Annotated in this window: 21 protein-coding genes and 1 pseudogene; 18 read left to right on the top strand and 4 right to left on the bottom strand. The window is 40.0% G+C overall.

Features of this window, described 5'->3' with window-relative positions:
- Positions 1-77: 77 nt before the first annotated feature.
- A pseudogene (locus QWT69_RS10015) lies at positions 78-1825 on the bottom strand (B12-binding domain-containing radical SAM protein).
- Between the two features lie 180 nt (positions 1826-2005).
- Between QWT69_RS10015 and QWT69_RS10010 the strand changes: the two are divergent.
- Both QWT69_RS10010 and QWT69_RS10005 read left to right on the top strand, forming a co-directional pair.
- Positions 2006-3427 carry an ATP-binding protein gene (locus QWT69_RS10010; protein WP_317965301.1) on the top strand — a complete coding sequence of 474 codons (1422 nt, stop codon included), beginning with the start codon at positions 2006-2008 and terminating at the stop codon, positions 3425-3427.
- Between the two features lie 68 nt (positions 3428-3495).
- Positions 3496-3936 carry a MarR family winged helix-turn-helix transcriptional regulator gene (locus QWT69_RS10005; protein WP_317965299.1) on the top strand — a complete coding sequence of 147 codons (441 nt, stop codon included), beginning with the start codon at positions 3496-3498 and terminating at the stop codon, positions 3934-3936.
- Positions 3937-3984: 48 nt separating this feature from the next.
- Here the strand turns inward: QWT69_RS10005 and QWT69_RS10000 are convergent, their stop codons facing one another.
- Complete coding sequence (locus QWT69_RS10000) at positions 3985-4623, bottom strand: hypothetical protein (protein WP_317965297.1); 639 nt, start codon at positions 4621-4623, stop codon at positions 3985-3987.
- Between the two features lie 50 nt (positions 4624-4673).
- Positions 4674-4862, bottom strand: a complete 189-nt coding sequence (locus tag QWT69_RS09995; RefSeq protein ID WP_317965295.1) for a YkvS family protein — start codon at positions 4860-4862, stop codon at positions 4674-4676.
- 263 nt (positions 4863-5125) lie between these two features.
- On the opposite strand from QWT69_RS09995, the gene QWT69_RS09990 reads away from it, so the two are divergent.
- From QWT69_RS09990 to QWT69_RS09975, 4 genes are all read left to right on the top strand, one after another.
- Positions 5126-6061: an AAA family ATPase gene (locus QWT69_RS09990; protein WP_317965293.1), complete on the top strand. Its 936-nt coding sequence runs from the start codon at positions 5126-5128 to the stop codon at positions 6059-6061.
- Positions 6061-7269 (top strand): DUF58 domain-containing protein, encoded by a 1209-nt coding sequence (locus QWT69_RS09985; protein ID WP_317965291.1) that lies wholly within the window; start codon positions 6061-6063, stop codon positions 7267-7269. Before QWT69_RS09990 ends, QWT69_RS09985 begins: the two co-directional genes overlap by 1 nt.
- Positions 7212-8447, top strand: coding sequence for a hypothetical protein (locus tag QWT69_RS09980; RefSeq protein ID WP_317965289.1), 1236 nt, complete (start codon positions 7212-7214; stop codon positions 8445-8447). The genes QWT69_RS09985 and QWT69_RS09980 overlap by 58 nt, the downstream gene beginning before the upstream one ends.
- 145 nt (positions 8448-8592) lie before the next feature.
- Complete coding sequence (locus QWT69_RS09975; protein ID WP_317965287.1) at positions 8593-9462, top strand: NAD(P)-dependent oxidoreductase; 870 nt, start codon at positions 8593-8595, stop codon at positions 9460-9462.
- Between the two features lie 38 nt (positions 9463-9500).
- Here the strand turns inward: QWT69_RS09975 and QWT69_RS09970 are convergent, their stop codons facing one another.
- Complete coding sequence (locus QWT69_RS09970; protein WP_317965285.1) at positions 9501-9977, bottom strand: YkyB family protein; 477 nt, start codon at positions 9975-9977, stop codon at positions 9501-9503.
- A gap of 918 nt (positions 9978-10895) precedes the next feature.
- Between QWT69_RS09970 and QWT69_RS09965 the strand changes: the two genes are divergently transcribed.
- The 12 genes from QWT69_RS09965 (at position 10896) to QWT69_RS09910 (ending at position 24833) form a co-directional block, all read left to right on the top strand.
- Positions 10896-12950: a putative bifunctional diguanylate cyclase/phosphodiesterase gene (locus QWT69_RS09965; RefSeq protein WP_317965283.1), complete on the top strand. Its 2055-nt coding sequence runs from the start codon at positions 10896-10898 to the stop codon at positions 12948-12950.
- 164 nt (positions 12951-13114) lie between these two features.
- Entirely contained in the window at positions 13115-13873 is a 759-nt protein-coding gene (gene fadH / locus QWT69_RS09960) for a 2,4-dienoyl-CoA reductase (protein WP_317965281.1), read from the top strand.
- A gap of 78 nt (positions 13874-13951) precedes the next feature.
- Positions 13952-14188, top strand: coding sequence for a hypothetical protein (locus QWT69_RS09955; RefSeq protein WP_317965279.1), 237 nt, complete (start codon positions 13952-13954; stop codon positions 14186-14188).
- 114 nt (positions 14189-14302) lie between these two features.
- The gene (cbpB, locus tag QWT69_RS09950) at positions 14303-14740 is read left to right on the top strand and encodes a cyclic-di-AMP-binding protein CbpB (protein WP_317965277.1); all 438 of its coding nucleotides are present in this window, start codon (positions 14303-14305) and stop codon (positions 14738-14740) included.
- Between the two features lie 102 nt (positions 14741-14842).
- Entirely contained in the window at positions 14843-16330 is a 1488-nt protein-coding gene (locus QWT69_RS09945; protein ID WP_317965275.1) for an MDR family MFS transporter, read from the top strand.
- The gene (ccpC, locus tag QWT69_RS09940; protein ID WP_317965273.1) at positions 16317-17207 is read left to right on the top strand and encodes a transcriptional regulator CcpC; all 891 of its coding nucleotides are present in this window, start codon (positions 16317-16319) and stop codon (positions 17205-17207) included. The genes QWT69_RS09945 and ccpC overlap by 14 nt, the downstream gene beginning before the upstream one ends.
- Positions 17208-17289: 82 nt before the next feature.
- Positions 17290-19707 (top strand): DUF8725 domain-containing protein, encoded by a 2418-nt coding sequence (locus tag QWT69_RS09935; protein ID WP_317965271.1) that lies wholly within the window; start codon positions 17290-17292, stop codon positions 19705-19707.
- Positions 19704-20630 carry an ABC transporter ATP-binding protein gene (locus QWT69_RS09930; protein WP_317965269.1) on the top strand — a complete coding sequence of 309 codons (927 nt, stop codon included), beginning with the start codon at positions 19704-19706 and terminating at the stop codon, positions 20628-20630. Before QWT69_RS09935 ends, QWT69_RS09930 begins: the two co-directional genes overlap by 4 nt.
- On the top strand, positions 20627-21475 hold the full coding sequence (locus tag QWT69_RS09925; RefSeq protein WP_317971033.1) for an ABC transporter permease: 849 nt from the start codon (positions 20627-20629) through the stop codon (positions 21473-21475). The genes QWT69_RS09930 and QWT69_RS09925 overlap by 4 nt, the downstream gene beginning before the upstream one ends.
- Positions 21476-21488: 13 nt before the next feature.
- Positions 21489-22943: a DUF8809 domain-containing protein gene (locus QWT69_RS09920; RefSeq protein WP_317965267.1), complete on the top strand. Its 1455-nt coding sequence runs from the start codon at positions 21489-21491 to the stop codon at positions 22941-22943.
- Between the two features lie 25 nt (positions 22944-22968).
- Positions 22969-23961 carry an AAA family ATPase gene (locus tag QWT69_RS09915; RefSeq protein WP_317965265.1) on the top strand — a complete coding sequence of 331 codons (993 nt, stop codon included), beginning with the start codon at positions 22969-22971 and terminating at the stop codon, positions 23959-23961.
- Positions 23961-24833 carry a DUF58 domain-containing protein gene (locus QWT69_RS09910; RefSeq protein WP_317965263.1) on the top strand — a complete coding sequence of 291 codons (873 nt, stop codon included), beginning with the start codon at positions 23961-23963 and terminating at the stop codon, positions 24831-24833. Before QWT69_RS09915 ends, QWT69_RS09910 begins: the two co-directional genes overlap by 1 nt.
- The last annotated feature ends 14 nt before the right edge of the window (positions 24834-24847 follow it).

The raw sequence follows: 24847 nt of genomic DNA, 5'->3' as shown, positions 1-24847 counted from the left end.
GGATGGAAATCAATTCGATTTCCATCCCTTTTGTCTACAGTCTGAAGCATCTTCCGTTTGTGGAAGATGCTTTTTTCTCATACGAAAACGTTCGCAGCCATATAGTGAAATTGCGGTTCATGTCCTTTGTGGAAAAATGTCACAAGATAGCCTTCCTCTTCTATAACCCCAGAATGATTGTCTACTGAAGGTCTCGCATTGATAGAAGTGATGAAAGTATGTTTTCTAATATTCCGTTCAGTCAGGCGTGTTGGTGTGGATAGGTTGTCTAAGAGCTCTGTGTCCCGTAAGACTGTTCGTTCAAGATGTACGAGCATATCTTGGTCCAATGCATCCTCCCACCAAATATGCCGTGGTTGGAATGTATGGTGGGCTAGATAATCGAACTTCATGAGACTTCTGATCACATCAATGTTTCCGTTATCAGATGCAATGAGGAAATCTTCAAGACGCGTGTACAAATCCTGTAATTGGTGCCCGATTCTCGACCAACCTTGAGTTTCCCAATACGTTCCAAATTGCTGGAAAAAATCGAAAGGCGATTCAAAAACTGCTGAGACGAGATATTCGACAGTTCGAGGCATTCTATTATCATTCCAATATTTCTCAAGCACATCTTCTGTCTGTTTAATCCGTAAAATATCATCAAAAGTGAGAACGTTATTCGATAGAATTTCATAAGGTGCTTCATCGATGTAGGTGTAGCCATACTGTTCGGCTTGAATACGTAACCCTGTACCGCGTAATAATTTTAGGAAGCCAAGTTGCAACTCTTCTGGACGCATTGCAAATACTTCATTGAATGTATTCCGAAACGAATCATAATCTTCTTCGGGCAATCCGGCAATTAAGTCTAGGTGCTGTGCAATTTTACCGCCTTCTTTAACCATTGTCACTGTACGTGATAATTTTTCGAAGTTCTGACGACGTTTGACAAGTTCATTCGTCAAATCATTTGTAGATTGAACGCCGATTTCAAACCGGAACAAACCAGCCGGTGCATGATCATTTAGGAAGTTGATGACTTCCGGTCTCATAATATCACCGGTAATCTCAAATTGGAATACAGTTCCTGGAAGATGTTCATCAATGAGGAATTGGAACATTTCCATCGCATAACTTCTACTAATATTAAAAGTACGATCGACGAATTTAATGGTCTTTGCGCCGTTCTTCATCAAATAACGGATATCATCCTTGACGGCATCCCTATTGAAATAACGGACCCCAACTTCGATGGAAGAGAGGCAAAATTGGCACGAGAAAGGACAACCTCTACTTGTCTCAATATACGTGACCCGATTACCAAGATGATCTTTATCCTCTTCAAATCGAAAAGGGGAAGGGAGTTCACGTAAATCGAGTTTAGGTCCAGGAGCTGTCGCTTTTAGTTTCCGTCTTCCATGTAAGCAATTCCGTTCACTTCATCAAGTGCTATTTGACCAGAGTGATAATCCAGCAATTGTTTAAAAGTCCTTTCGCCTTCTCCTATGACAATAAAGTCAATTTCAGGAACTTTCAACAGCCATTTATCATAGTCATAAGTCACTTCAGGACCTCCTGCGATGATAACAACGTTAGGATTTGTCTTTTTCAGTATCCTCATCACCTTAATCGATTCTTCAATGTTCCAAATGTACAAACTGAATCCAATAATATTTGGGTTTTTTTGATAGATATCTGATACAATATTCATAACAGGGTCTTTGATTGTATATTCAGTAAGAATCGGCTCGTATTCGGGCATAGCAAAAGATTTTAAATTTCGTATTGCCAAATTGGTATGGATATATTTTGCATTTAATGTAGTAAGAACTATATTCATAATCAAGCTCCTTAATATTTATGGTGAATAAAATTTTGTTGCAAGATAACATCGACTAATTATCTGCATTATGCCGATTACTAATGTGATTTAATCAGGATTGCTGCAGTGATTTAGGATTGTTTGCATGAAATCATTTTGTTTTTCATAAAATCGAATACTGTCACAGGAGGTGTCCAATTGAATGATCGTGGAATTATAATGAATAGTTTTTCATTTCTCATAGATGACTGTTTGAAGCCTAGCCTCATTGTTGACATCGATGGGGAAATCTTGCATGAAAACGAATCTTTCAAATATCTATCGGGCAAGCAGAACTCAAAAAATATAATTGATAGATTGGATAAAAAATCCGCTGATGCTTGGCGATCTTTCGTTGCTAAAGCTATGTTGTCAAAAGAGCCCGTTACAGAATCCTTTCCTGTTTCCATACAATTAGATATGCTGCATAATGGTTATCTCAATCTATTCGCACCTGTTGGAAGTCAGATCGTCATTACGAAATTCACATTTGACGCTATTTTGAATATCCTACCGTTTAAAAAGTACATTAAAGCATTTAATCAATCATCCAATCCAATGGTGATTGTTGACGGCAATGGAATCATACGGGATTTGAATATCGGATATGCGCGATTCTTTAAAGTGAAGAAAGCAGATTATATCGGTGCAAACGTGTCTGAAATGATTAATGGGATAGGTGAATTTAATTCGGTTGGATTTTGGGATATGATAAAAACAAAAGGCTTTTTCGAATCCTTCAAGTCGATCCAACATTCAGCAGAAGACATTAGGCATTACCATATTACTACTTATTATGACGAAGAGACAACTATGTTCTTTTTGGAACTGGAAGACTTGACGGAAAAAGAGAATCTTCAGTTGCAACTGGCGCATTCTGGATCTTTATCTGCAGTAGGTCAAATAGCTGCCAGCATAGCGCATGAAATTAGAAATCCGATTACAACGTTAAAAGGTTTTACTCAACTTTTGAAAGCGACTGCGAAGGATGACTCGCTTCGATATATATCTGTAATCGAAGACGAAATAGATCGCATGGAATCGATTTTGAATGAAATGCTACTATTATCAAAACCAGCTATAAGAAAGAAAACCATTTTTTCTTTAGAAAGGCTCATTTGTGATATGATAGCTCTGTTTCATCCGAAAGCAATGATGGATGAGATTGAGATTTATAAGCGGATAACTACTGAAAAAGACGCTCTTCTATATGGTGATTCAGACAAATTCAAACAAGTTTTATTGAATTTATTTAAAAATGCCTTAGAGTCAATGACAAAAGGCGGCAAACTTTCAATAGAACTGATTGAAAAAGGAGGGGATATCATCCTTTCTATTGCGGACACTGGTAAAGGGATGACCCGTCATCAAGTAAGCCAAGTGTTTATGCCTTTTTTTAGTTCTAAAGCAGGTGGGACAGGACTTGGATTACCTTTTGTATTAAAGACTGTGGAAGAGCATGGTGGAACAATAGCGGTTGAGAGTCAAATTGAAAAAGGTACAAAGTTTATCCTGACTTTTCCGAAGATGCTTCAAGGAAAAACAAATGAAATTTCGGATACGAGACCTATCTTTTCGTAACTCGATAATTATTTCATACATCTATGAGTTTATATGTATAGAGAAAGAAAGTAAAAGGTGATTAAGAAATGGGTAATGATATTGAACGTGCATTGAAATTGTTTATCGTTCTTTCAAGAGCTAGCAAAGTTGTCTTGGAAGAGTCGAATCAATTATTGGATGACTATAACCTAAATCCGTCAGAGTTCGCAGTACTTGAACTTTTGTATCATAAAGGAAAACAACCTATCCAGAAAATTGGTCAAAAGATTCTTCTCAGAAGCGGCTCGATGACATATGTGGTGGATAAGCTGGAAGGCAGAGGACTGTTGGAACGAGTGACAAGCCTTGAAGACAAAAGAATCATCTATATCGTAATTACGCCGACAGGTGAAGAACTCATAAATGATATTTTTCCGAAGCATGAACAGCATATAAAAAAAATGATGTCTGGTCTTACGGTTGACGAACAAAATCAGGCGATAGACCTTCTAAAGAAACTTGGATTATCTGTTAAAAACTTATCATGAAATAATGGAATTATAAAAGCCGAACAGGATTTCCTGTTCGGCTTTTACTTATCGGATCGTTTTGCCCATTTTTAAGAAGTCAGATGTGAATTTTTCATCATCTGTATCATAAATTGTGAGTCTGACGATTTTTTCACCCGTTTCATACAGTACACCTGTAACTATGCCTTCAGCAGTATCGATATGAAAGGCTTGGACATTTGTGATGGCTGATTCATCTGCATAAATACCCGTTAACGCCTCAGGATCCACGTCTTCACTGGAAGCTTTTAAAACCTCTTGCATATTGTCCAGCAAGTAAGCATATAACCCATCTTCTTGCTGTTTTGTTTCTATACGCATGAATACTTCAGGATTGTCATCCGAATATAAACTGTCCCTTCCAGGTTCCTCACTTGTGAGCGTGAATCCGGGTAAAACATTTATTGTATAGTCCTGCTCGTCGCTTTTCGTCTCGACAGCTTCCGTTAATTTTTCGTCATCGGAAGTGCTTTCAACTTCAGTGCTATCTGTATCCACGTCAGTTTCTGAGTTCGTACCATCTGAAGCATTTTGATTTTCATCATTGTTTACCTCGATTGAAGAATCGGTAGATGAGTCTTTTATATTATCCCCATCTGTGCCGCAAGCTGTAAGAATCATAGTTGCTGCAATTCCTGTATATAAAACTTTCCAATTCAGTTTCATTGAAAATCTCCTCCTATTCACTAATTGGACGAGCGACCGTATAAAATGTTTCACTCGTTGCTACTGTGTATGATTGTATAGCGTTTATGATTCACAACTGTTTTCTCTTCTAATTCAAGTTCTTCGAAGTTTTCCATGCATGTTAAATCGACTATGACCGAATTCTCGTTCACTTTTTCAACAATTCCCCGCAAACCATCCTTGAACGATATTATATTTCCGATTTCAGCAATTTCCATACTGAATAGCCCCCTTTAAACTGATTATCTTTTATAGTGTGCCTTATTATAGTTCATACGTAAAGGGTTTATTAAGAAAAGAATAACCGGAAGTTGCGGTATTACTAGATTTGAATTGTAAATTTTCTATTAAATCAGCTATAATAGTATATTGTGTATAGATGTAAATTTTAAATGATTGGAAAATCTGTTCAAAAAGTATTTTTAAATTATCCGGTTGTGTTTTTTAAAACAAAATCGGACAAAGGGGAAGGGTGTTCATTTTGACGACTATTAAAGAATTTAGAGCGGAACTAAACCAGGCTGTAATTGGCAGAGAGAAAGAGTTCGATTTAATGCTAATCGCATTGCTTCAGCAAGGACACGTGTTGCTGGAAAGTGTCCCAGGGTCAGGAAAGACAATGATGGCAAAAAGTTTTGCGAACGCTTTCAAAGGTAATTTCAAGCGTGTGCAATTTACACCTGACGTATTACCGTCTGATGTAACTGGGATCCGCTATTTTAATCCGCAGTCACAGGAGTTCGTTTTAAAAGCAGGTCCAATCCAGACAAATATTTTGTTAGCTGATGAAATAAACCGGGCAACACCACGTACTCAATCAAGTTTACTTGAATCGATGGAAGAGAAACAAGTGACAATAGACGGTGAAACACTTGCCTTACCAAACCCATTCATGGTCATTGCGACACAGAACCCGATTGAATCGCAACAGGGGACATTCCCGCTACCTGCGGCACAGTTGGATCGTTTTCTGTTCAAATTAACAATCGATTATCCAACTTTCGAAGAAGAACATGAGATTTTACGGCAATATGGCAACAAACCTGGAGAAATTAAGACATCGGGTATTGTCGACGCCGATACAGTAAAGCAATGGGCTTCTGAGGCAGGACAGGTTAACGTTCATGAGGATATTGAAAGATATATCTTAAAAATCGTACGCGCGACGAGAGAGCATCCGTTCTTGGATCTTGGATTAAGTTCAAGGGCAGCGCTTGCAATCCTTCAGGCGACACGTGCGTATGCTTATTTACAAGGCCGGGACTATGCGACGCCGGATGATGTGAAAGCCATTCTACCACCGGCTGCTTTGCACCGTATGGAGTTGTCAACAGAAGGGGTTTTGACAAAAAAAATTGAGGACGTTTTAAATGAAATTACGAAGTCTATCACAGCTCCTCTTGAGGCGACTGTTTAATGAACTGGATACGGTATGAGAATGGATTTAAAACGATACATAACGGAATGCTACTTACAGCTGCGTTATTCATGCTGTCAGCCATATTCGCATTATCCGCATTGGCGGCCTGTTTTGCTGCAGTCTTTGCCATGCTAGCATTTCAAAATGTATATTTTTCAAAGTTGGGAGAAGGCCTGAATGTCAAAATCAACGCAAAGCAACAGAGAATTCTGATTGGCCACGAAGAAGAACTAATTATGGAATTCGAAAATGGAAGAGTTCCGATATGGAATGCAACGTTGATTTTATCAATGGAAGATTCCGTTGCTCCGCGACACGAATTCACAAAAAACTACAGTGGTATTTATGATGTGTATATTCCGTTTGCCATCGGAAGTAATCAGAAGACGGAGATCCGTGTTCCACTTGAAGGAAAGAAACGTGGTAAATCACGTGTTACACGTGTGTTTTTGGAAATTCCACATCTATTCGGCGACGGATCTGTCAATATGGAATTAAAAGATCCAGTTAACTATCAAAGTCTTGTTTATCCAAAAGTGACGAATCTCGGCAGTGAGCTTGCTCCATCGCCTTTCAAGCCTGGTGAAATCCAGCAAAGGCAATCATTGTTCACGGATCCCTTTCAACCAATTGGTACCCGTGATTATGTGCCGACAGACCGTTTTGATCAGATTCACTGGACGGCGAGTGCCCGCATGCAGAAACTGCAGACGAAAGAGTTTTTACCTGTTAGTGCACAAAATGTCATGCTAATGATGAATGCGTTAGAAAAGGACAGGAGCAATGAGGATTTTGAAAAGAAAATCGAACGGATTGTCGCCTATGCTGATTATTGTACAAAAAATGATATTCCTTATGCAGTAGCTATTAATCTACGCACTTTCGGAAGCAGACCGTATTTATTTTTACCAACAGGATCCGGAAAGGTTCAATTTCAAATGGTAATGGAAATGCTTGCGAAGATTTCTGATAAATACGCAAAGCTTCCATTTGATGAAATGATGCAGCATATGGAGAGTTCTGGGCAATTACCACCGACAATTGTGCTCGTGACACATGAAAATGACAATATCAAAAGATACATCCATCGCTGGACGAAACGATTCTCTGTTATTGTCGACTCATCTTTTGAAAGGAATGAAGACGAATGGGAGAAACAACACTTGAAAAAGACCGGAACCGATTCAGTTATTCCGAGCGCCTAGTTGTTGAATTGTTTCTCCTTGCATATATCTTCGCTTTCTTTCTTGGAGAAACAAACTCCGGCATGGCTTATATTTGGTTAGGCATTTCCATTATTGCAGGGTTTGCCAGTTATTTTTTATTCAACGGAAGGGGTTACTCATTAGGTTTAGGTGTGGGTCTCGCACTGATTCTAACTGTCCCTTTGCTACTTTTTGCTGTTCCATTGATGAATGTCGTCATATTCTTTGCGTATATATTGTGGAGAATCCAAGGCAATTTCAATGGTTCTAAGATTAATGGTTGGCCATTCTTGATCATTAACACGTTTGTGTTTGTTACATTAACCGCACTTGCCAGGCTTCTATTTGTTTATGGGAATCCCGACGTCTTGGTTGCTAAGCAGATGAGTATCTATTTGCTTACATCATTCCTATACTTCTTTATTCGAATGATTACCATTTGGTTTAACGGTAAGCAATTAAACAACTTTAAAATGGCAGATGCGAATAAAGCTTTTGCATCTATTGTGACTTTAGGAGCTATCGTTTTCGTTAGTATTCTGACGTTATTAAAACCTGTTAGGTTGGGTATATTTTTACTGTTCGGTTACTTATTTAATAGCATTTTCACGCTGTTCGGTAAGGCCTCTAGTCCTGTTTTAGATTATATACGTGAAGAAGCAGAACGAATTGAGGAAGAAGAGGAGGAAGACCATTTCATTGATTTTAGAATGGAAGAGGAAGCGAAAGTTTTTGGCGCATCCGCATCTCCGTTTGAAATCGCCATGTATGTACTGGTCTTTGTTATTCTAATTGCAATTATAGTCATGTTGGTTAAGAAAAATCGAGAGTCAAGGCAGCTGGATAAACAAGATGCCTACACATTCTCCTTTAGAGGAAAAAAGAAGAAAGAAAATGCGTTGAGTCAATTGACTTATGATTATTCAAAAGCAAGAGATGAAGTACGCAAGAAATTCGAGAAATTCGAAAATGAAGCTAAAATATATGGATGTACACGTTCACAAAGTGAAACAGTGAATGAATGGTTCTTGCGTATGGGGTGGAGCAAAGATAATCGTGCCATTACTATCTATAACGAAGTACGTTACGGTTCGCATATTCCTACAGAAAAGGAACTAGAAGTGTTCCGAAGTGAATTAGAAAAAATTAAAGAAAAGTTTTTTGTAAAAGAGGTTTAGAATGGTTTCAAGCGGGGGATATTATAATTGAACACAGCAACATTCTCATTTCCCCCTTTTGAGGACAGACCCTATTACAGGATCTGTCCTCCTTTTTTTTGAAAAACGATTATAATGAATAGTGAATATAAATGGAGGGGTACATATGCAGAATAAGAAAATTGCATTTATTGGAACGGGTGTCATGGGAACAAGTATTGTGAAGCATTTATTGAAAGCTGATTATGACGTGACAATATTTACTAGAACGAGAGAAAAAGCTGAAGTTCTTGTGAATAATGGTGCACACTGGGCTGAAAGCGTTGCTCAAGCTGTGAAGGGTGCTGAAATCGTCATTACGATGGTTGGTTATCCATCTGATGTCGAGGAAGTATATTATACTGATGGGATTATTGCCAATGCGGCTGAAAGTGCTATCCTCATTGATATGACAACATCCAGTCCAGCGTTGGCAAAACGCATTTATAAAGATGCGAAAAGTAATGGCCTCTTCTCACTGGACGCACCAGTGTCTGGTGGTGACATAGGAGCACAGAACGGAACGTTGTCAATCATGTGCGGGGGCGAACAGAACGTGTTTAAACAAATGGAATCCCTTTTTAAGGTTTTTGGCAAACAAATTATTTATCAAGGCGAAGCCGGAGCTGGACAACATACAAAAATGTGCAATCAAATCGCAATAGCCACAAATATGATTGGGGTCTGTGAAGCACTTGTTTACGGTAAAGAAGCAGGACTGGATTTGGACGTTGTGCTTCAATCTATTTCTTCTGGTGCTGCAGGTTCCTGGTCGTTATCCAATTTAGGACCACGAATGATCAAAGGAGATTTCGAACCCGGTTTTTATGTGAAGCATTTCTTGAAAGACATGGATATTGCACTTGCGGAAGCTGAACAAATGAAATTGCCGCTGCCAGGACTTCAGTTAGCAAGAAATATGTATAGCCGTCTTGCAAACGAAGGTTTTGCTGAAAAAGGAACACAAGTGTTATATGAACAATTGACGCTGAAATAATAAAAACACCGCATGCCGTTAGTTGGCATGCGGTGTTTTTATCCATCTAAGTAGGAAGATCGAAATGTTTGTGTATTACTCACTCTTCTTCGTTTATGTTGCTGTTGTTTAGTTGAAATCTCTCTTTTAGGAACATAGCTTTCAATTTTCTTTTCTTCTCCGATATACTCAATTAATAGCTCTTTTGCTACTTTCAGATTCATCCGTTCTTGAGGATTACGAAAGGTTTGGTCTTGATTTCCTAAATGGGGAAGCGAAGTGAAATCTTGTTTTTCAGGTAAGGTATGAAAGAGGAAATCACTGCACTTGACGAGCACAGTTGAACTTTGTTGGCTAAGCTGAGGGTTGTCGATGAAGTGTAAACCTATCTTGTGCGCGTCACCGGCAGTCAAAAGACGTTCAATGGTCTTGTTTTTCAATGCATAAAGCTCTCTGTTATTCGTAGCCGTCTTCGCATGCCGGTTGACTGTATAAATGGCGATGGCAAGTTGGCGGAGTTGTTCTTCTTTATTCACTGTTTGCCCCCGTTTCTTAATTAATCTACTTTAATTCATTTTACCATAAATCAAAACAAATTAATCATGTTACGATTTTATGACTGAGTCAAGTTTTTGTAGGTATTTATTATGAGTAGGAAATTCCCTTCTAAATATAGCTTCTATCTTTCCTTCTGTATACTAAATCCTCAAACGTGTTGATTTCCGTTCCGAGCGGACGCGTTCGGTGGGGCGCGCGATGAGCCTCCTCGTCGCGAAAACCGTGCTCCTGTGGGGTCTCACCTGTCGCGCTAATCCCACCCGAGTCGCCGCTCTGCACTCCAATCACCGATAGTCTTCTTTTATAATGAACCTTAAAACGTAATCGAATAGACTTTCTTTATCAAGCATTCATAAATGGCTATGACTAAATATGCCTTATAGTAGATTTTCAAAATGAAGACACCTAATCAAAAGCTTTGAAGTCCTTTTAACGGATTGTAGCCATACGTATCAATTAAATAACCTTCTAATCCTTCCCAAAAAGGCTGCTTTCCCTGATGAATGTAATGACGTTTATTGACAAGCTTCGTAGTGGAAATCGGCTACTCGGACGGGAACAGCGCGAGCCGAAGACCGTGGACTGAGCGCAGCGAGGGAAGTGGCTGAGGCCGTGTCCGCCGAAAGCGTCCGATTGAAACGGAGATTAATGGCTTCTTAGATTTTTATATCCTCCCGCAAAAATTTTGCTCATACCTATTTTATTGACATGACATTGTGATACTTTATTAATCATAAATAGAAATATTCAAGAATAACTTTTTTTATTACGATTTAAAAGGTATACTTGTAAAGTAACGTAGATTCATAGTGATGAAGATTTAGATTGGCATATTCAACCTACATATCTTCGTTAAATTGCAAGACTTAGGAGAAATGACATGCATGGAAGCATTCATGAATAACATAGTTAAAGATGAACTTGAAGATTTTCTGGGAGAATATTTTTCCCAACATCCTCAAAACCTCTTCTTGATGATCGGAAGGAACCGCCTTGAAGAATGGACAATGGTTTACAGTAATGAGCTTGCAAAGGATTTTTTCAATCTCGCACAGCCATTAGATAATGCACAAGACTTTTTTGGAGAACTTTGGGTACCTATACATAAACAAGTATCGAAAATGAAAGATCATTCGTACAGCAAAACATTTTTACCTTTCGAAAAGGATAGTACGGCCAATTTGTTTGAAATGTCTATTTTACAATTGGAATCGGAAGAGTATCTCCAATTATATCTAGTAGAATTCCGTCAACAGTTAGAGATGTTGGATGAGCGGCGTGCGAAGTTAGAATTTGAAGAAAAGTATCAATCAGTCATTAATCATAATTTGGATCCCTTACTGACAATTGATCCCACGTATCAAATCGCTCATGCCAATCCTGCTGTACATAAGACATTTGGTTACCGGATGGAAGAATTACGTGGCCGAACGATTGGTAATTTGATCGAAGAGAGTCAAGTGGATATGTTTAATCACTTTTTACGGAAAGCGTTTTTAGGAGAATCCATCGAACTTGAAAATATTCGGTTTTTTCATAAAAAAGGCCAGCTTCTTCAAACATACTTGAAAACAGTGCCGGTAACCGTCAATAACGAAGTGAAAGAGGTCCATCTGCTATTGCGGGATACGACTTCTAATCATAAAAATCATGAACGGTTACAGTTTTTATCCTATCATGATCAGTTGACAGGTTTATGGAACCGAAGAGCTTTGAAAGAACATTTCAAAGAAGATGCAGAAGATGCGACTAGGCATAAAGAGAAATTATCGTTCATCTTCCTTGATCTTGACCGTTTTAAAACGATTAATGACTCGATCGGACGTAATGGGGCGGATGAAATACTGAAGAAGATTTCGGAGCGGCTAAAAATGGTCTGCCCTCCAGGTACTAAGCTTTATCGGAACGGCGGGGATGAATATATCATTTCATTTCGGGATCATTGTATTGAAAAGACCGAAAAACTGGCTCAAAAAATCCTTAGTGATTTTGCCAAACCGTTCTACTTCAATCATCAAGAATATTTCATTTCGTCTTCAATCGGTATTGCTGTATATCCCGATGACGGAACAGTGCTAGATGATCTGCTGCAAAAAACAGAAAAAGCTGTTATGTTTGTAAAAGATCGGGGACGATCTCATTATCGATTTTACCGTGAAGAGATGAATACTTCTGTCACAGATACAGCTTTGCTGGAAGCGCATCTGCGTCGGGCAATTGAATTTAATGAACTTGAAATCCATTATCAGCCTCAAGTGAATTTGAAGACAGGTCTGATTGATAGTTTTGAAGCATTGCTCAGATGGAATAACCGGAAATTCGGATTTGTTTCGCCGGGAGACTTCATACCATTAGCGGAGGAATCTGACCTCATTCACACAATAGGTGACTGGGTTCTTGAAGGCGTTTGCAGGCAACTTCGAGAGTGGCAGGATAAACAGTTCCGACCAGTTAGAATAGCCGTTAATATTTCATCTAAGCAATTCAGGTCAAGTGAGTTTGCTGAAAAGATTAGAAACTTGATAAAGAAGCACGGAATTCATCCGTCTTCATTTGAAGTGGAAATTACAGAAACGGCATTGATGCATATGAATGATACAATTTTAACATTGCAGAAATTAAAAGAAATCGGTGTAACGATTTCGGTTGATGATTTTGGTACTGGTTATTCGTCATTAAGCTATTTAAAACAATATCCTATAGACATTATCAAAATCGATCGGTCTTTTATCAAAGATATCGAAATGGATCAAAAAAACGAAGCAATTGCCAAAACCATCATTAATCTCGCCCATAACCTTGGCATGGAAGTGATCGCAGAGGGTGTGGAGAAAGATTTGCAAGCCGAAATACTAAAAGCAGCTGACTGCCATAAAGCACAAGGCTTCCTATTTAGTCGACCTGTACCAGCCAACGAAATCGTACAGAAATATTTTTCTTACGATAAATGATACGAATCCATGTGTTCTAACATCTAAAGAGACCTGCTTGAATTATTCAAGGTAGGTCTCTTTTTTGTGAATTCAAACGTTGTAGGAGAAACTTTATCGTAATTGCAAGTAAGGTATGATACAATTATGAGTGAATATTCATTCATTAAAAAGGGGGAAATTTCATGTTTGAAGATCAGGTGATAATTGTTACAGGCGGTTCAAGTGGTATGGGTAAATATATGGCGAAGAAATTTGCGGATGAAGGTGCAAATGTCATCATTACAGGCCGTGATTTAGAAAAACTTGAAGCGGCAAAAAATGAAATCGGGAAGAATGCTTCAACTTTTCAAATGGATGTACGAAACATTGAACACGTTCAAGGATTAGTTGAATTTGCAGATAAAGAATTCGGTAAAATTGACGGGCTCGTAAATAATGCTGCAGGGAATTTCATTGTTCAAGCTGAAGATTTATCGCCGAATGGTTGGAATTCAGTGATTGATATCGTTCTGAATGGGACATTCTATTGTTCAAGCGCTGTAGGGAACTATTGGATTAAAAAAGGCCAAAAAGGTTCGATTTTGAATATGCTTGCAACGTATGCGTGGGATGCTGGTCCAGGAGTTGTTCACTCAGCGGCGGCAAAAGCGGGTGTTATGTCTTTGACTAGGACGCTTGCTGTCGAATGGGGCCGTAAATACGGATTCAGGGTAAATGGGATCGCTCCTGGTCCAATTGAGCGTACAGGTGGAGCTGAACGGTTATTCCAATCGGAAAAAGCAGTTCAACGGACAATTAATTCGGTGCCACTCGGCCGGGTCGGGCAGCCTGAAGAAATCGCTGAACTGGCGGCATTCATCATGTCGAGTAAAGCGGCCTATATGAATGGTGAAATCGTCACTTTGGATGGCGGACAATGGTTAAATCAATATCCATTCTAATTTTAAGCTTTTAGCGTATTAATCCTGTAAACTTATCCATCCTACTAGTAATTCAACGGTTAGGAGGATGACAGAACTATGATGGACATATGGACGATTCCCGTAGTGGTCGTCATTGTAATAATTACGGTTATCGCTTGGAAGTCGGTTAGAAATTGGAATGCACCTGTCGTCAGACTCAATGAAAAAGACCAAAGTATTCCTGAAGTAATCGAGGATCATCCATTTACAGTGAATCCAATCATTTGGGTCATCGGGATTGCATCTTTGTTCATATTATTTGTGATTTTTTACTATTGGGCCTCTTCTGCATAAGAAGGGGTTTTCTTTTGTTTGTTCAGTGAATCAGTGAGCCGTTCCGTGTCATTTATGATATGATAGAGTTGTATGAGTTTCATAACAGCTTATGAACTGAAGGAGCGATTCTTTATGATTTCTGTAAATAACAGGGATTTTCTGCATGTGCCGATAGCCGATTATATAATTCCAGCAGAGAAAGTAGCACATGTGACAATTGGCAACAATGCTGAACACGCCCTTCTCGTCCTCACAAAAACCGGATATTCCGCAATTCCCGTACTTGATGCAAAAAATCATCTAAAAGGGTTACTTGGAATAGGGATGATCACAGATTCCATTTTAGGAATGGAACGGATTGAATATGAACGTCTGGAAGACTTGAGAGTCGATGAGATTATGCAGACCGACATCCCACACATAATAACGACAGACAAATTCCAAAAAGGTTTAGACCTGCTTATTAATCACACTTTTCTATGTGTCACAGAAGAAGATGGCACATTTGCAGGCATTTTGACGAGAAGAGTCATGCTGAAGGAATTCAAGAAATATATCTACACAAATTAATGTTATTGGACGGATAAGTCCAGTTATTGAAAGGCTCCGATAGGGGCCTTTTGCTATTTTACATATCGTACGGATCAGATGAAAGGGGAGACTATAAAGACAATGACAAAACAAATGGAGACGAAGCGCACACTTGTCCTCATAGCTGTCATGCTTGCAATGTTTGTCGGAGCGGTAGAAGCAACGATCGTTTCAACGGCAATGCCTGCAATCGCTGCAGAGCTTGGCGGTTTTTCTAGATATAGTTGGATTTTTTCTTCATACTTACTTATGAGCACTGTGACGGTCTTAATATATGGTAAGTTGGCAGATGTGTTCGGTCGCAAACCCGTATTTTTCTTTGGTTTAACTATTTTTTTGATTGGATCGATTCTGTGCGGATTCTCCACATCGATGGAAATGTTGATCCTCTTTAGACTTATTCAAGGGTTTGGAGCAGGAGTTGTCATGCCGATTGCAACGACAATTGTTGGAGATATTTATTCGACAGAAGAACGGGCGAAAATTCAAGGGTATCTGTCCAGTGTATGGGGAATTTCTGCCGTTTCAGGTCCTGTAATTGGTGGTTTGATTGTCCAGTATATGGATTGGAAATATGTTTTTTGGGTCAATGTCCCCTTAGGTCTTTTAGCGATGGCGGGCGTGTTCTTTTTCCTTCATGAGCCGAAAATCGAACGAAAGGTGTCTATCGATATAAAAGGGGCTGCATTATTGATGGTATCTTTATCCGGACTGCTTTATTGGTTGGTAGAGGGTGGACAGTCTTTTGAACGCTTATCAGGAGTGAGTTTCGTTCTCCTAATTCTAAGTATTTCGTTATTCAGCCTCTTTATCTTTGTTGAAAAAAGAGCAGAAGATCCGATGATGCCTTTTGCAATATGGAAAAATCCAGTGATCTTTTATGCGAATCTTGTTTCATTGACAACTGGAGTCATTCTAATTGGCGTTTCCTCCTATTTGCCGACATTTGTCACTGGTGTAATGGAGCAACCGGCTATTATAGCAGGATTTACATTAACGGCAATGTCCATCGGTTGGCCGATTGCGTCTTCTATAGCAGGACATCTTTTAATTAGGTTTGGCACTTTTACGGTTTCCTTTGCAGGTGGACTGTCTCTTGTGATCGGTTCGTTGTTGTTCGTATTCATGAATGGAAGTTCCGGTCCATTATGGGCAGCATTTTCGAGCTTTTTCATTGGTGTAGGAATGGGTCTGACGAGCACATCGTTCATCGTGACAATTCAAGGGGCTGTGCGCAGGGAGCGGAGGGGAGCTGCGACGGCTGCTAATATGTTCATGCGAAACTTTGGAAATACGGTCGGTGCCGCAATTTTTGGAGCGGTATTGAATGCGTCATTGCTATCGATATTTAAAAAAGAAGGTCTTGATTATACCGTGGACAATATTAATTCGTTAATGACTATGGAATCCAGAGAGAAGGTAGGCGTGCAAAAGTTGGAAGTGTTACAGACTGCGCTTGACAGCTCATTACAATGGGTGTATCTGACTGTATTGCTTTTCGCTATCATCAGCCTCCTTCTCATTTTGCGTATTCCAAAAGGAAGGGTGATTCAACATGACGACAACTGAACTGGAAATTATTAAAGCATTGGCGGAAGAAGGGAATATGCGGAAGGCCTCGGAACGATTATTTTTGTCCCAGCCCGCATTATCACAAAGACTGCAGACGATTGAAAAAGAGTGGGGTTCCCTTCTGTTCATTCGCTCACAGAAAGGACTCGAACCTACCCCGGCAGGCGAATTGGTCATTACCTATGCAAGGGAGACCATACTGCGAAAAGAGGAAACGGTTGAAATGATTGCATCCCTTGCAGATAAAGTGCATGGAACGCTTAAAATCGCCTGCGCTTCTATTATCGGACAGACGTGGTTACCACAAGTGCTGAAAGAGTTTGTGAGAAGATATCCCGATGCAAAAATTTCATTGATGACTGGTTGGAGTTCTGAAATCATGAAAGCATTGTATGAAGGCGAAGCACACGTAGGCATCGTACGTGGCCAGGTAGATTGGAAAAGCAAGAAGACCTATTTGTTCAGAGATCGGTTATATCTAGTCGACCAAGAAATTACGTCTATTGATGAATTGAAGCATACTGAACGTCCATTTATACAGTTTAAAAGTGACTCTAATTACTACATGGAAATTCAACGTTGGTGGCAACGACATTTTTCACAGTATCCTGGCAGACAAATTACCGTCGATCAGATTGAAACATGTAAACAGTTAGCCTTAAACGGTATTGGATATGCAATTCTTCCTAATATCACATTGGCGGGAGATGAGAAGGTGAACAAAATACCGTTACTAAACAGCGAAGAGGAATTTGAACTGACACGTGATACTTGGCTCATCGGATATGAATCGACCTTTGCATTGAAACAAGTGAGCGCTTTTACAGAGGTCGTCAATATATATGCAGAAAAATTAAGAAAAGAATCTGAATAAGACGGAACTTTGCTTTCTACGTAACGTACTAATTAAGTAAGGTTTATAGAACACTGGCTAAAGCCATTAGGGGGATTGGATTATGTGGAAGAAACCATTGGGAATACTTATCGCCTTGTTTGCTGTTTGTTTATTCCTGCCGAATGTCCACGTTTCAGCTGCTTCAGAACTGAACGTGAAAGTGACTGCCGGATTTGATGGCAAAGCAAAGTATGGAAAAGGCGCGCCAATCACAGTGGAAATTGAGAACAAAGGGACCTCCACATTCAGCGGAGATATGGTCATCGATACGCAGCAGTCATATGATTCGGGTGTGGGCGAAGTTTTTCCGTTGGATCTGGGTGCAGGGGAGACTAAAACGGTCACGTTTATCGTTCCGAAAATGTTTGATTACAATATGTACGGCATGAACTCGAAATCGATCTACTTTTATGAAGGTGGATGGAAGAACGGAAAAGAGATTAGTCATAAAGGTTCCCAGCAAATTTCTGTAGCGATGTATCATGAGGACACGAAAATTATGACCGCATTTACTGATAATATCGATCGGGTATCACTAGTAAAAGGTGCTAGATTGTCAAACTACGGAAGCTTGCAATTGATCGATGCCTCAAAGATTACGTCAGTCAAAGTGCCAGATGAAGCTGCAGGGTGGGGGCCAACGGATATAATCGTCGTTGATGAATATCCGATTGCTGATTTGTCCGTGGATGCACAAGAGGCTTTGCATAATTGGGTACGTGCGGGCGGCATGCTCATTGTTGGAGGTTCAGATCATGTTTTGGCAGAAACCGGCGTTTTCTCCGATTCACTTCCACTTGAGCTTGGTGAACGGACGACCGTGAGCGGAGATGTATTCAACCAATGGATAAGTGGTGAAACTTTCGATAAGGAAGTGACGATTGCCAAAGCAACGATAAACGATGGTGGGCATATCATCTATACGTCGGGAACAGATATACTAGCAGCGTCCAAGCAGTTAGGCAAAGGATTTGTCATTCAAACCTCTTTTTCATTAGGTGATGAGCCGTTTTCAAAAATGTCAGGAGCATCGAAAGTTTGGAGTAAATTGATTGATGCAGGTGATCAGCTACTACTTTCATCGGGGATAACTCCGTATAGTGATGAACCGATGGATGCATTGTCATGGACAATCGGAAGCTCAAATGAACTATTTCCATCATTTAAAGTGTCTGCACCTTTCATATTTGGAATTATTATTTTTTATATCCTATTAATTATACCTGTGCTGTATTTTGTCTTGAAAAAGAAAGACAAAAGAGAACACGCGTGGTGGATTATACCTGCCCTCGCGTTAACCGTTTCTATTTTCATTTTTGCCTACGGTGCAAAAGATCGAATCGGTAAAGCACAGCTTCAACAGACATCTGTTTTTGATGTAGATCAGGATGGAACGCTTTCGGGCTATTTTGTTGAATCTGTGTTGACGAACAAAGCAGGGGATTTTGTATTCACTGTGCCAAAAGGGGTAAATTTAACGACACATACCCCGTACTCATCTGGGTTGTTTGGGCCTTCACAAATGGGGTCAAACGCTCATGCAAAAGCGATTATAGAAAGAGATGCGGCGGGTTCGAACTTACACTTACGCGATGTCGGTTATTGGAATGTGGCAACAGTATATGGGCAAGCAACTTTGGACAGTGTTGGAACGTATAAGGTAGATCTGACAGTGAAAGATAAAAATTTGACAGGTGAAATTACGAACAATTTCCCATTCCAACTAAAAGATGTATCAATTTGGTCGGGTACGAAGCAAATTGTTCTCGGAGATCTTGGTCCAGGTGAAACAATCAAAGTGGATGAAACATTAAAAACATCAACACTTTTAAGAAAGCAACCGACGAATTCATCGTATATGGGACAGGGTCCATCTTCAACAGATGATTTGTTGAAGATGAGAAAAGAAAGTTTGATTAATTTTTCAGGAAACAATATGAACAATCATCCTAAACCAACGATTATTGGTTATACAGATTCACAAGTTGCGCCAATTGACATGAAAGGTGCAAAAGCGTCAATCGATTCTTTAACGATGATTTCACAAGCCTTCAGTCCGATTGTTGAATTTACTGGCGATATGACAATCAGTCCAGAAATGATGACTATGAATTTAATTTCTGAAAAGAATAACTTACAAGCACATCCTTCAGGTTATCAAGCCGATATTTATTATTTTGATGAAGATGTCTATGTTCAGACGTGGACTGTCCCAGAAGAATTCTTGAAACAAGTCTCGAAATGGAAATCAATCGACATCTCTAAAATTCAAAAAACAATGTATGATCTTAGTATTTTAAACCATTCGACAGGTGTATTCGAACCACTCGAATCCGAAAGGAAATTAACAATTGACGAAGCTACACCTTATGTGACAGATGATGGAACGATTAGTTTACGGCTAGTGTTCAATGATAATCAATATGGAAATGAAGCGTATCCCCCTGAAATCAATATCCATGGTGAGGTGAAAAAATGATTGAAATAACTGGGTTAACGAAAAAGTATGGGCAGTTCACTGCACTTGACAATTTAAATTTAACATTAGAAGAAGGTACGGTTTTTGGTTTTGTCGGAGCGAACGGAGCAGGGAAGTCGACGACATTTCTTATTCTATCTACCTTATTGCAGGCGACTTCTGGAGAAGTGCTGATTAATGGCATAAGTGTCAGGGAGAAGCCTGCCGAAGTAAGGGGAATGATTGGTTATATGCCAGACTTTTTTGGTGTGTACGATCAGTTGAAAGCCGATGAATACTTGGATTTCTATGGTGCAAGTTACGGAATTCCCGAAGCAGAACGTCAAAAACTGATTCCTCAATTACTTGAATTGGTTAATCTGACACATAAACGATACGCCTATGTGGATTTGTTATCCAGAGGGATGAAACAGCGTTTATGTTTGGCAAGAAGTCTTATACATGATCCGAAAGTTCTGATTTTGGATGAGCCGGCTTCAGGTCTGGATCCGCGAGCCAGAGTTGAAATGCGTGATATTTTGAAGACACTTAAAGGCATGGGAAAGACCATTTTGATTTCTTCCCATATCCTTCCGGAGTTGGCTGAGATGTGTGATGAGATTGGCGTCATTGATAATGGAAAACTCATTGCGCACGGATCGGTTGCGGAAATACAGAAAAAATTGCAAGGTGAAAAAGCGATCACTGTCCGTTTAGCAGGCAACGCAACTCGAAATGTTGGATTTTTTGAAGAGCAACCATTTGTCACAAATATTGAAATCATTTCTGACGACGAGCTGACATTCATGTATAAAGGTTCAGAAGAACAACAGGTCAACATGCTAAAAAGTGCGATGCTTCTGGATTTACCGATTGTGTCCTTTATGGAACATGTTACAGATCTCGAAGACATCTTCATGGAAATTACGAAAGGGGCCGACTGAATATGAGTTTTAACAATCCGGTTCTTTCAAAAGAGTTGAAGTTAAGATTCCGTTCATTTAAAGGATTCAATGGAATTTTGTTCTTCTTATTGGCTATGTGCGTTTTTGTATTTGGTTATATATTCCTGACAGTTAGTATTGAAGGGAACTCTTATTTCAGGCCGAGTCAAAGTTTCGTGCTATTTGCTTTCCTATCATTTATCCAGCTGGGATTAGTTCTGTTCACCGCACCTGGTCTGACAGCGGGTTCCATAAGTGCTGAAAGGGAGAAGCAGACGTTGCCGATTTTGTTGACGACATCTCAAAGTTCCTTTCAAATCATCTCAGGGAAGCTTCTCTCCTCAGTGGCTTTTCTATTGTTACTAATTGTCGCGGGACTTCCAGTCTATAGTCTTGTGTTTTTGTTTGGCGGTATTTCACCATGGGACTTCCTGAAGATTCTACTTTTCCTGTTTGTGACTTTACTGGCAATCGGAAGTATAGGCGTCATGTTTTCAACGTTAATTAGAAGAACAATTGTATCAATGATCGCGACATATGGTACAATGCTGTTCTTTTCTGTAGTAACAGGTTTTCTGTTTATTATTGTTTTACAGGTGAAAATGTTCAATCAAATGGGAACGATTGTCAGTCCCACTTATATTGGTCATTTCCTTGCTTCCATCAATCCGGCAGTGCTGTTCGCAACTTTTTTATCGCCAGAATTGGAGCGGTCATTACATGAAATGACACTTATAGATTTTCCAATATGGGCCGGCTATTTGATATTTTATGTATTGATTTCTGTCTTTTCTATTTTCATTGCTGTGAAGAAATTGCGTGTCAATATGAAACGATCGAAATGAGGAGGTGCAGAGGATGGAACGGAAAAAAGTTTTACACACATATATAAATAAGACACTCAGAGCGTTACGTTTTGAACAATCCATCTATAAAGTTCAAACTGGTCTTTTTGTAGCTGCATTGTTTTATACATTACTGCTCGCCGCTTCCAGACTTTTCGTCCTGCCTTATTATGAACATATTGCTTTATGGACAGCAGTTACAACTATTTTAGTGACGTTTATCGTCATTTTTATAAAAAGGGTGCCAAGGGATGAAGCTCTCTGGCGGTTAGATAATTATTTACCGGATAATCTACTTGTTACAGCAATGGATTCCGGAGTCCGACAGTCTGAATTTGCCCAAGCGATTGAGTTTCATGCAACAAAGAATATTAGTAGTGCGTATATGCAGTTCGGAAAACGGAAGAAAACTTTTATGAATAATAAAATGCTAATTGGTTTCATTATCATGCTTGGTTTTTCCACGCTACTATTCATGTTTCCTTCAGCAACTCAGGAAGAAGCGAAAGCAATCGTTCAAGAAAAGGAAATCGCAGAGGAATTGAAAAAAGAAGTTCAAGAACTTGCCAAGAAAGAAAAGAATCCTGAACTAAAAAAAGAACTAACAGAACTTGCAGAGAAACTAAAGGACACCGCAACAACTGAACAATTGTTGAAGGAATTAGTAAAAAAGCAAAAAGAGTTCAAGCTTAAAGAACAAAGACTGACAGATAAACAAAAAAGTAATGCTGATGGGTTAAGTGACACTGAGCAAGAAGAATTGGCGCAATTACAGCCCCTCGCTGACAAGATGGCACAACAGGCAGGAAAAACACAAAGTGCTCTGAATAAAATTGGCAAAGCACCTTCATTGCCTGCTTTGGCTAGCGCTGGAGATAAAACACCAACCGGGAATTCACAGCAAGGTTCAGCTGGCAAACCGGGAACTGGTCAAAATTCTTCTAGTGAAAATGGGCAAGGCCAAGGAGAAAATCAAAGCGAAGGCCAGGGCGAGGGTCAGGGAGAAGGCGAAGGCCAAGGTGAAGGTCAAGGCGAAGGCGAAGGTCAAGGTGAAGGTCAAGGCGAAGGTCAAGGCCAAGGCCAAGGCGAAGGTCAAGGACAGGGTCAAGGCCAAGGACAGGGTCAAGGTCAAGGTCAAGGTCAAGGTCAAGGTCAAGGTCAAGGACAGGGTCAAGGACAGGGTCAAGGTCAAGGTCAAGGATCTGGAAAAGGTGGTCGAGATCTGCTATCCATTCCTGCTGATCGACTTGGGAAACCCGGTGAATCTTCGATAGATGGCGGCAAACTAGGCGCTGGTGAATTCATTGAAGAGAATGAGCGAGAAGGATTGACGGAGCGGGGAACATTGAAACCTTACAAAGAAGTAGTAGGCACGTATAAAGACGCCTATTTGAAAGGGTCTGAGAAGATGAAGCTGCCAGCAGATCTTCAACGGATTTTGTCCGATTATTTCTCGTCAATCGAATAATTATTTATTAATAGGAGATGTGAATATGTCATTTTCACCTGAACAATTTGAAGAAATGAGCAATAAGCTCGGTGATGTGCGTAACGAAATCGGAAAATTCATAGTCGGTCAGCAAGAAGCTGTTGAATTCTCGATTTACTCGATATTGGCTGATGGGCATGCATTGCTTGAAGGCCTTCCAGGATTGGGTAAAACGATGTTGATTAGAACGATATCGGAAGTATTGGATTTATCCTTTTCCCGTATTCAGTTCACACCCGATCTCATGCCTGCAGATATAACAGGAACAAGTATTTTAGAACGTTCTCCTGAAGGCGTTCAGAAGTTTGTTTTCAAAGAAGGACCAATCTTTAGCCAAATGGTTCTGGCGGATGAAATTAACCGGGCAACACCAAAGACACAAAGTGCTTTGTTGGAAGCAATGGGTGAGAAAACGGTGACAGTTTTAGGTGAGACACGAAAGATGGCAAAACCGTTTTTCGTGCTAGCTACACAGAATCCAATTGAAATGGAAGGTACCTATCCTTTGCCTGAAGCACAAATGGACCGCTTTGTTTGCAAAGTCTTATTGCCTTATCCAACTAAAGAAGAATTGAAGCAAATCATGATTAGAACAACAGGTCCTAATTCCATACCAATACAAAAAGTGATGGATACGGCAACCATTATTGAGGCACAGGAAATGGCGAAAACGGTTGTGATTGCGGATGAAATGATGGATTATGCAGTCGATCTTGTGGCAGCGACCCATCATAAAGCGGATACAGGAGATGCGTGGAGCCAATATGTCCAATATGGCAGCGGACCGCGTGGCTTGCAATCAATCATCCGATTGGCGAAAGCCAGAGCTCTTATGGCAGGACGGTTTCATGTTTCAATTGCGGATATTAAAACAGTTGCCAAGCCTGCACTCAGACACCGTATCCTTATCAATTATGAAGGAGAAGCGGAAGGTGTGGATGTTGATCAGCTGATCGATAAATTATTGGAAGAGATCCGCCAGGGAGTGTCCATCTGATGGCAGAAGAACTGTTTCCAGATCGATTAACGAAGAGACTGGGCGCACTTTCAATTTCGACAAGGTCGAGGCGCCTCGGTCAGCATAAAGGAACCCATCGGTCGAGCAAGACAGGGACCTCATTGGATTTCTCTGATTTCCGTGAATACCATCCTGGAGATGATTTGCGCCATATTGATTGGAATGTATTTGCCCGTACGGATAAACCGTTCATTAAACAATTTCTCGATGAACAGGAGATGCGGATACATATACTTTTAGATTCCACGAAATCGATGGGAACCGATGGGAAATGGAAGTTTGCCCGTCAACTTGCCATCGGATTAGGTCAGGTCGCTTTGAAAAGTGGAGATACCGTATCGTTTTCCACTTGGACGGCAGAACAGAATCATTTCTTTAGAAAAAAAGGTGCTTTGCACAGGGCTTCATTCAAGAAATTCATCTCGAAGTTAGAAGAACCAACTGTTGACACAGGATTTGCGGAAATTGCACTGCGCCATATTCCAAAAGCTGTCACTGTATTGTTTATCATCACGGACGGACTTGAGGAGCTTCGTAAGTGGGAAGCCCTTTTTAAAAGGCTACCTGGCATTTGCAAAGATATCCGTCTAATTACAGTTCATTCACCGTCAGAAGAACTTCCAGATTACGAGGGGGATATGCGGTTAATTGATATAGAAAAACAAGAAATTGTTGAAGTGTCAATGACGCGACGCGTGATCCAAGACTATAATGACAAAAAGGTCAGACATGAAGCTGAGATGAGGGCACTTGCAAACAAATTCGGCATTCAGTACTTACACACAGAAGTTTCGGCTGGCGCAATGGATGTTTTTACGAGACAAATGCGCCACGTGGGGTGGTTACGTTGAAAGGGGACGGCTAA

The sequence above is a fragment of the Sporosarcina oncorhynchi genome, from assembly GCF_033304615.1.
Lineage (GTDB): Bacteria > Bacillota > Bacilli > Bacillales_A > Planococcaceae > Sporosarcina > Sporosarcina oncorhynchi.
The sequence above is the reverse complement of the archived record's forward strand: the minus strand, read 5'-3'. Positions and strand labels throughout refer to the sequence as shown.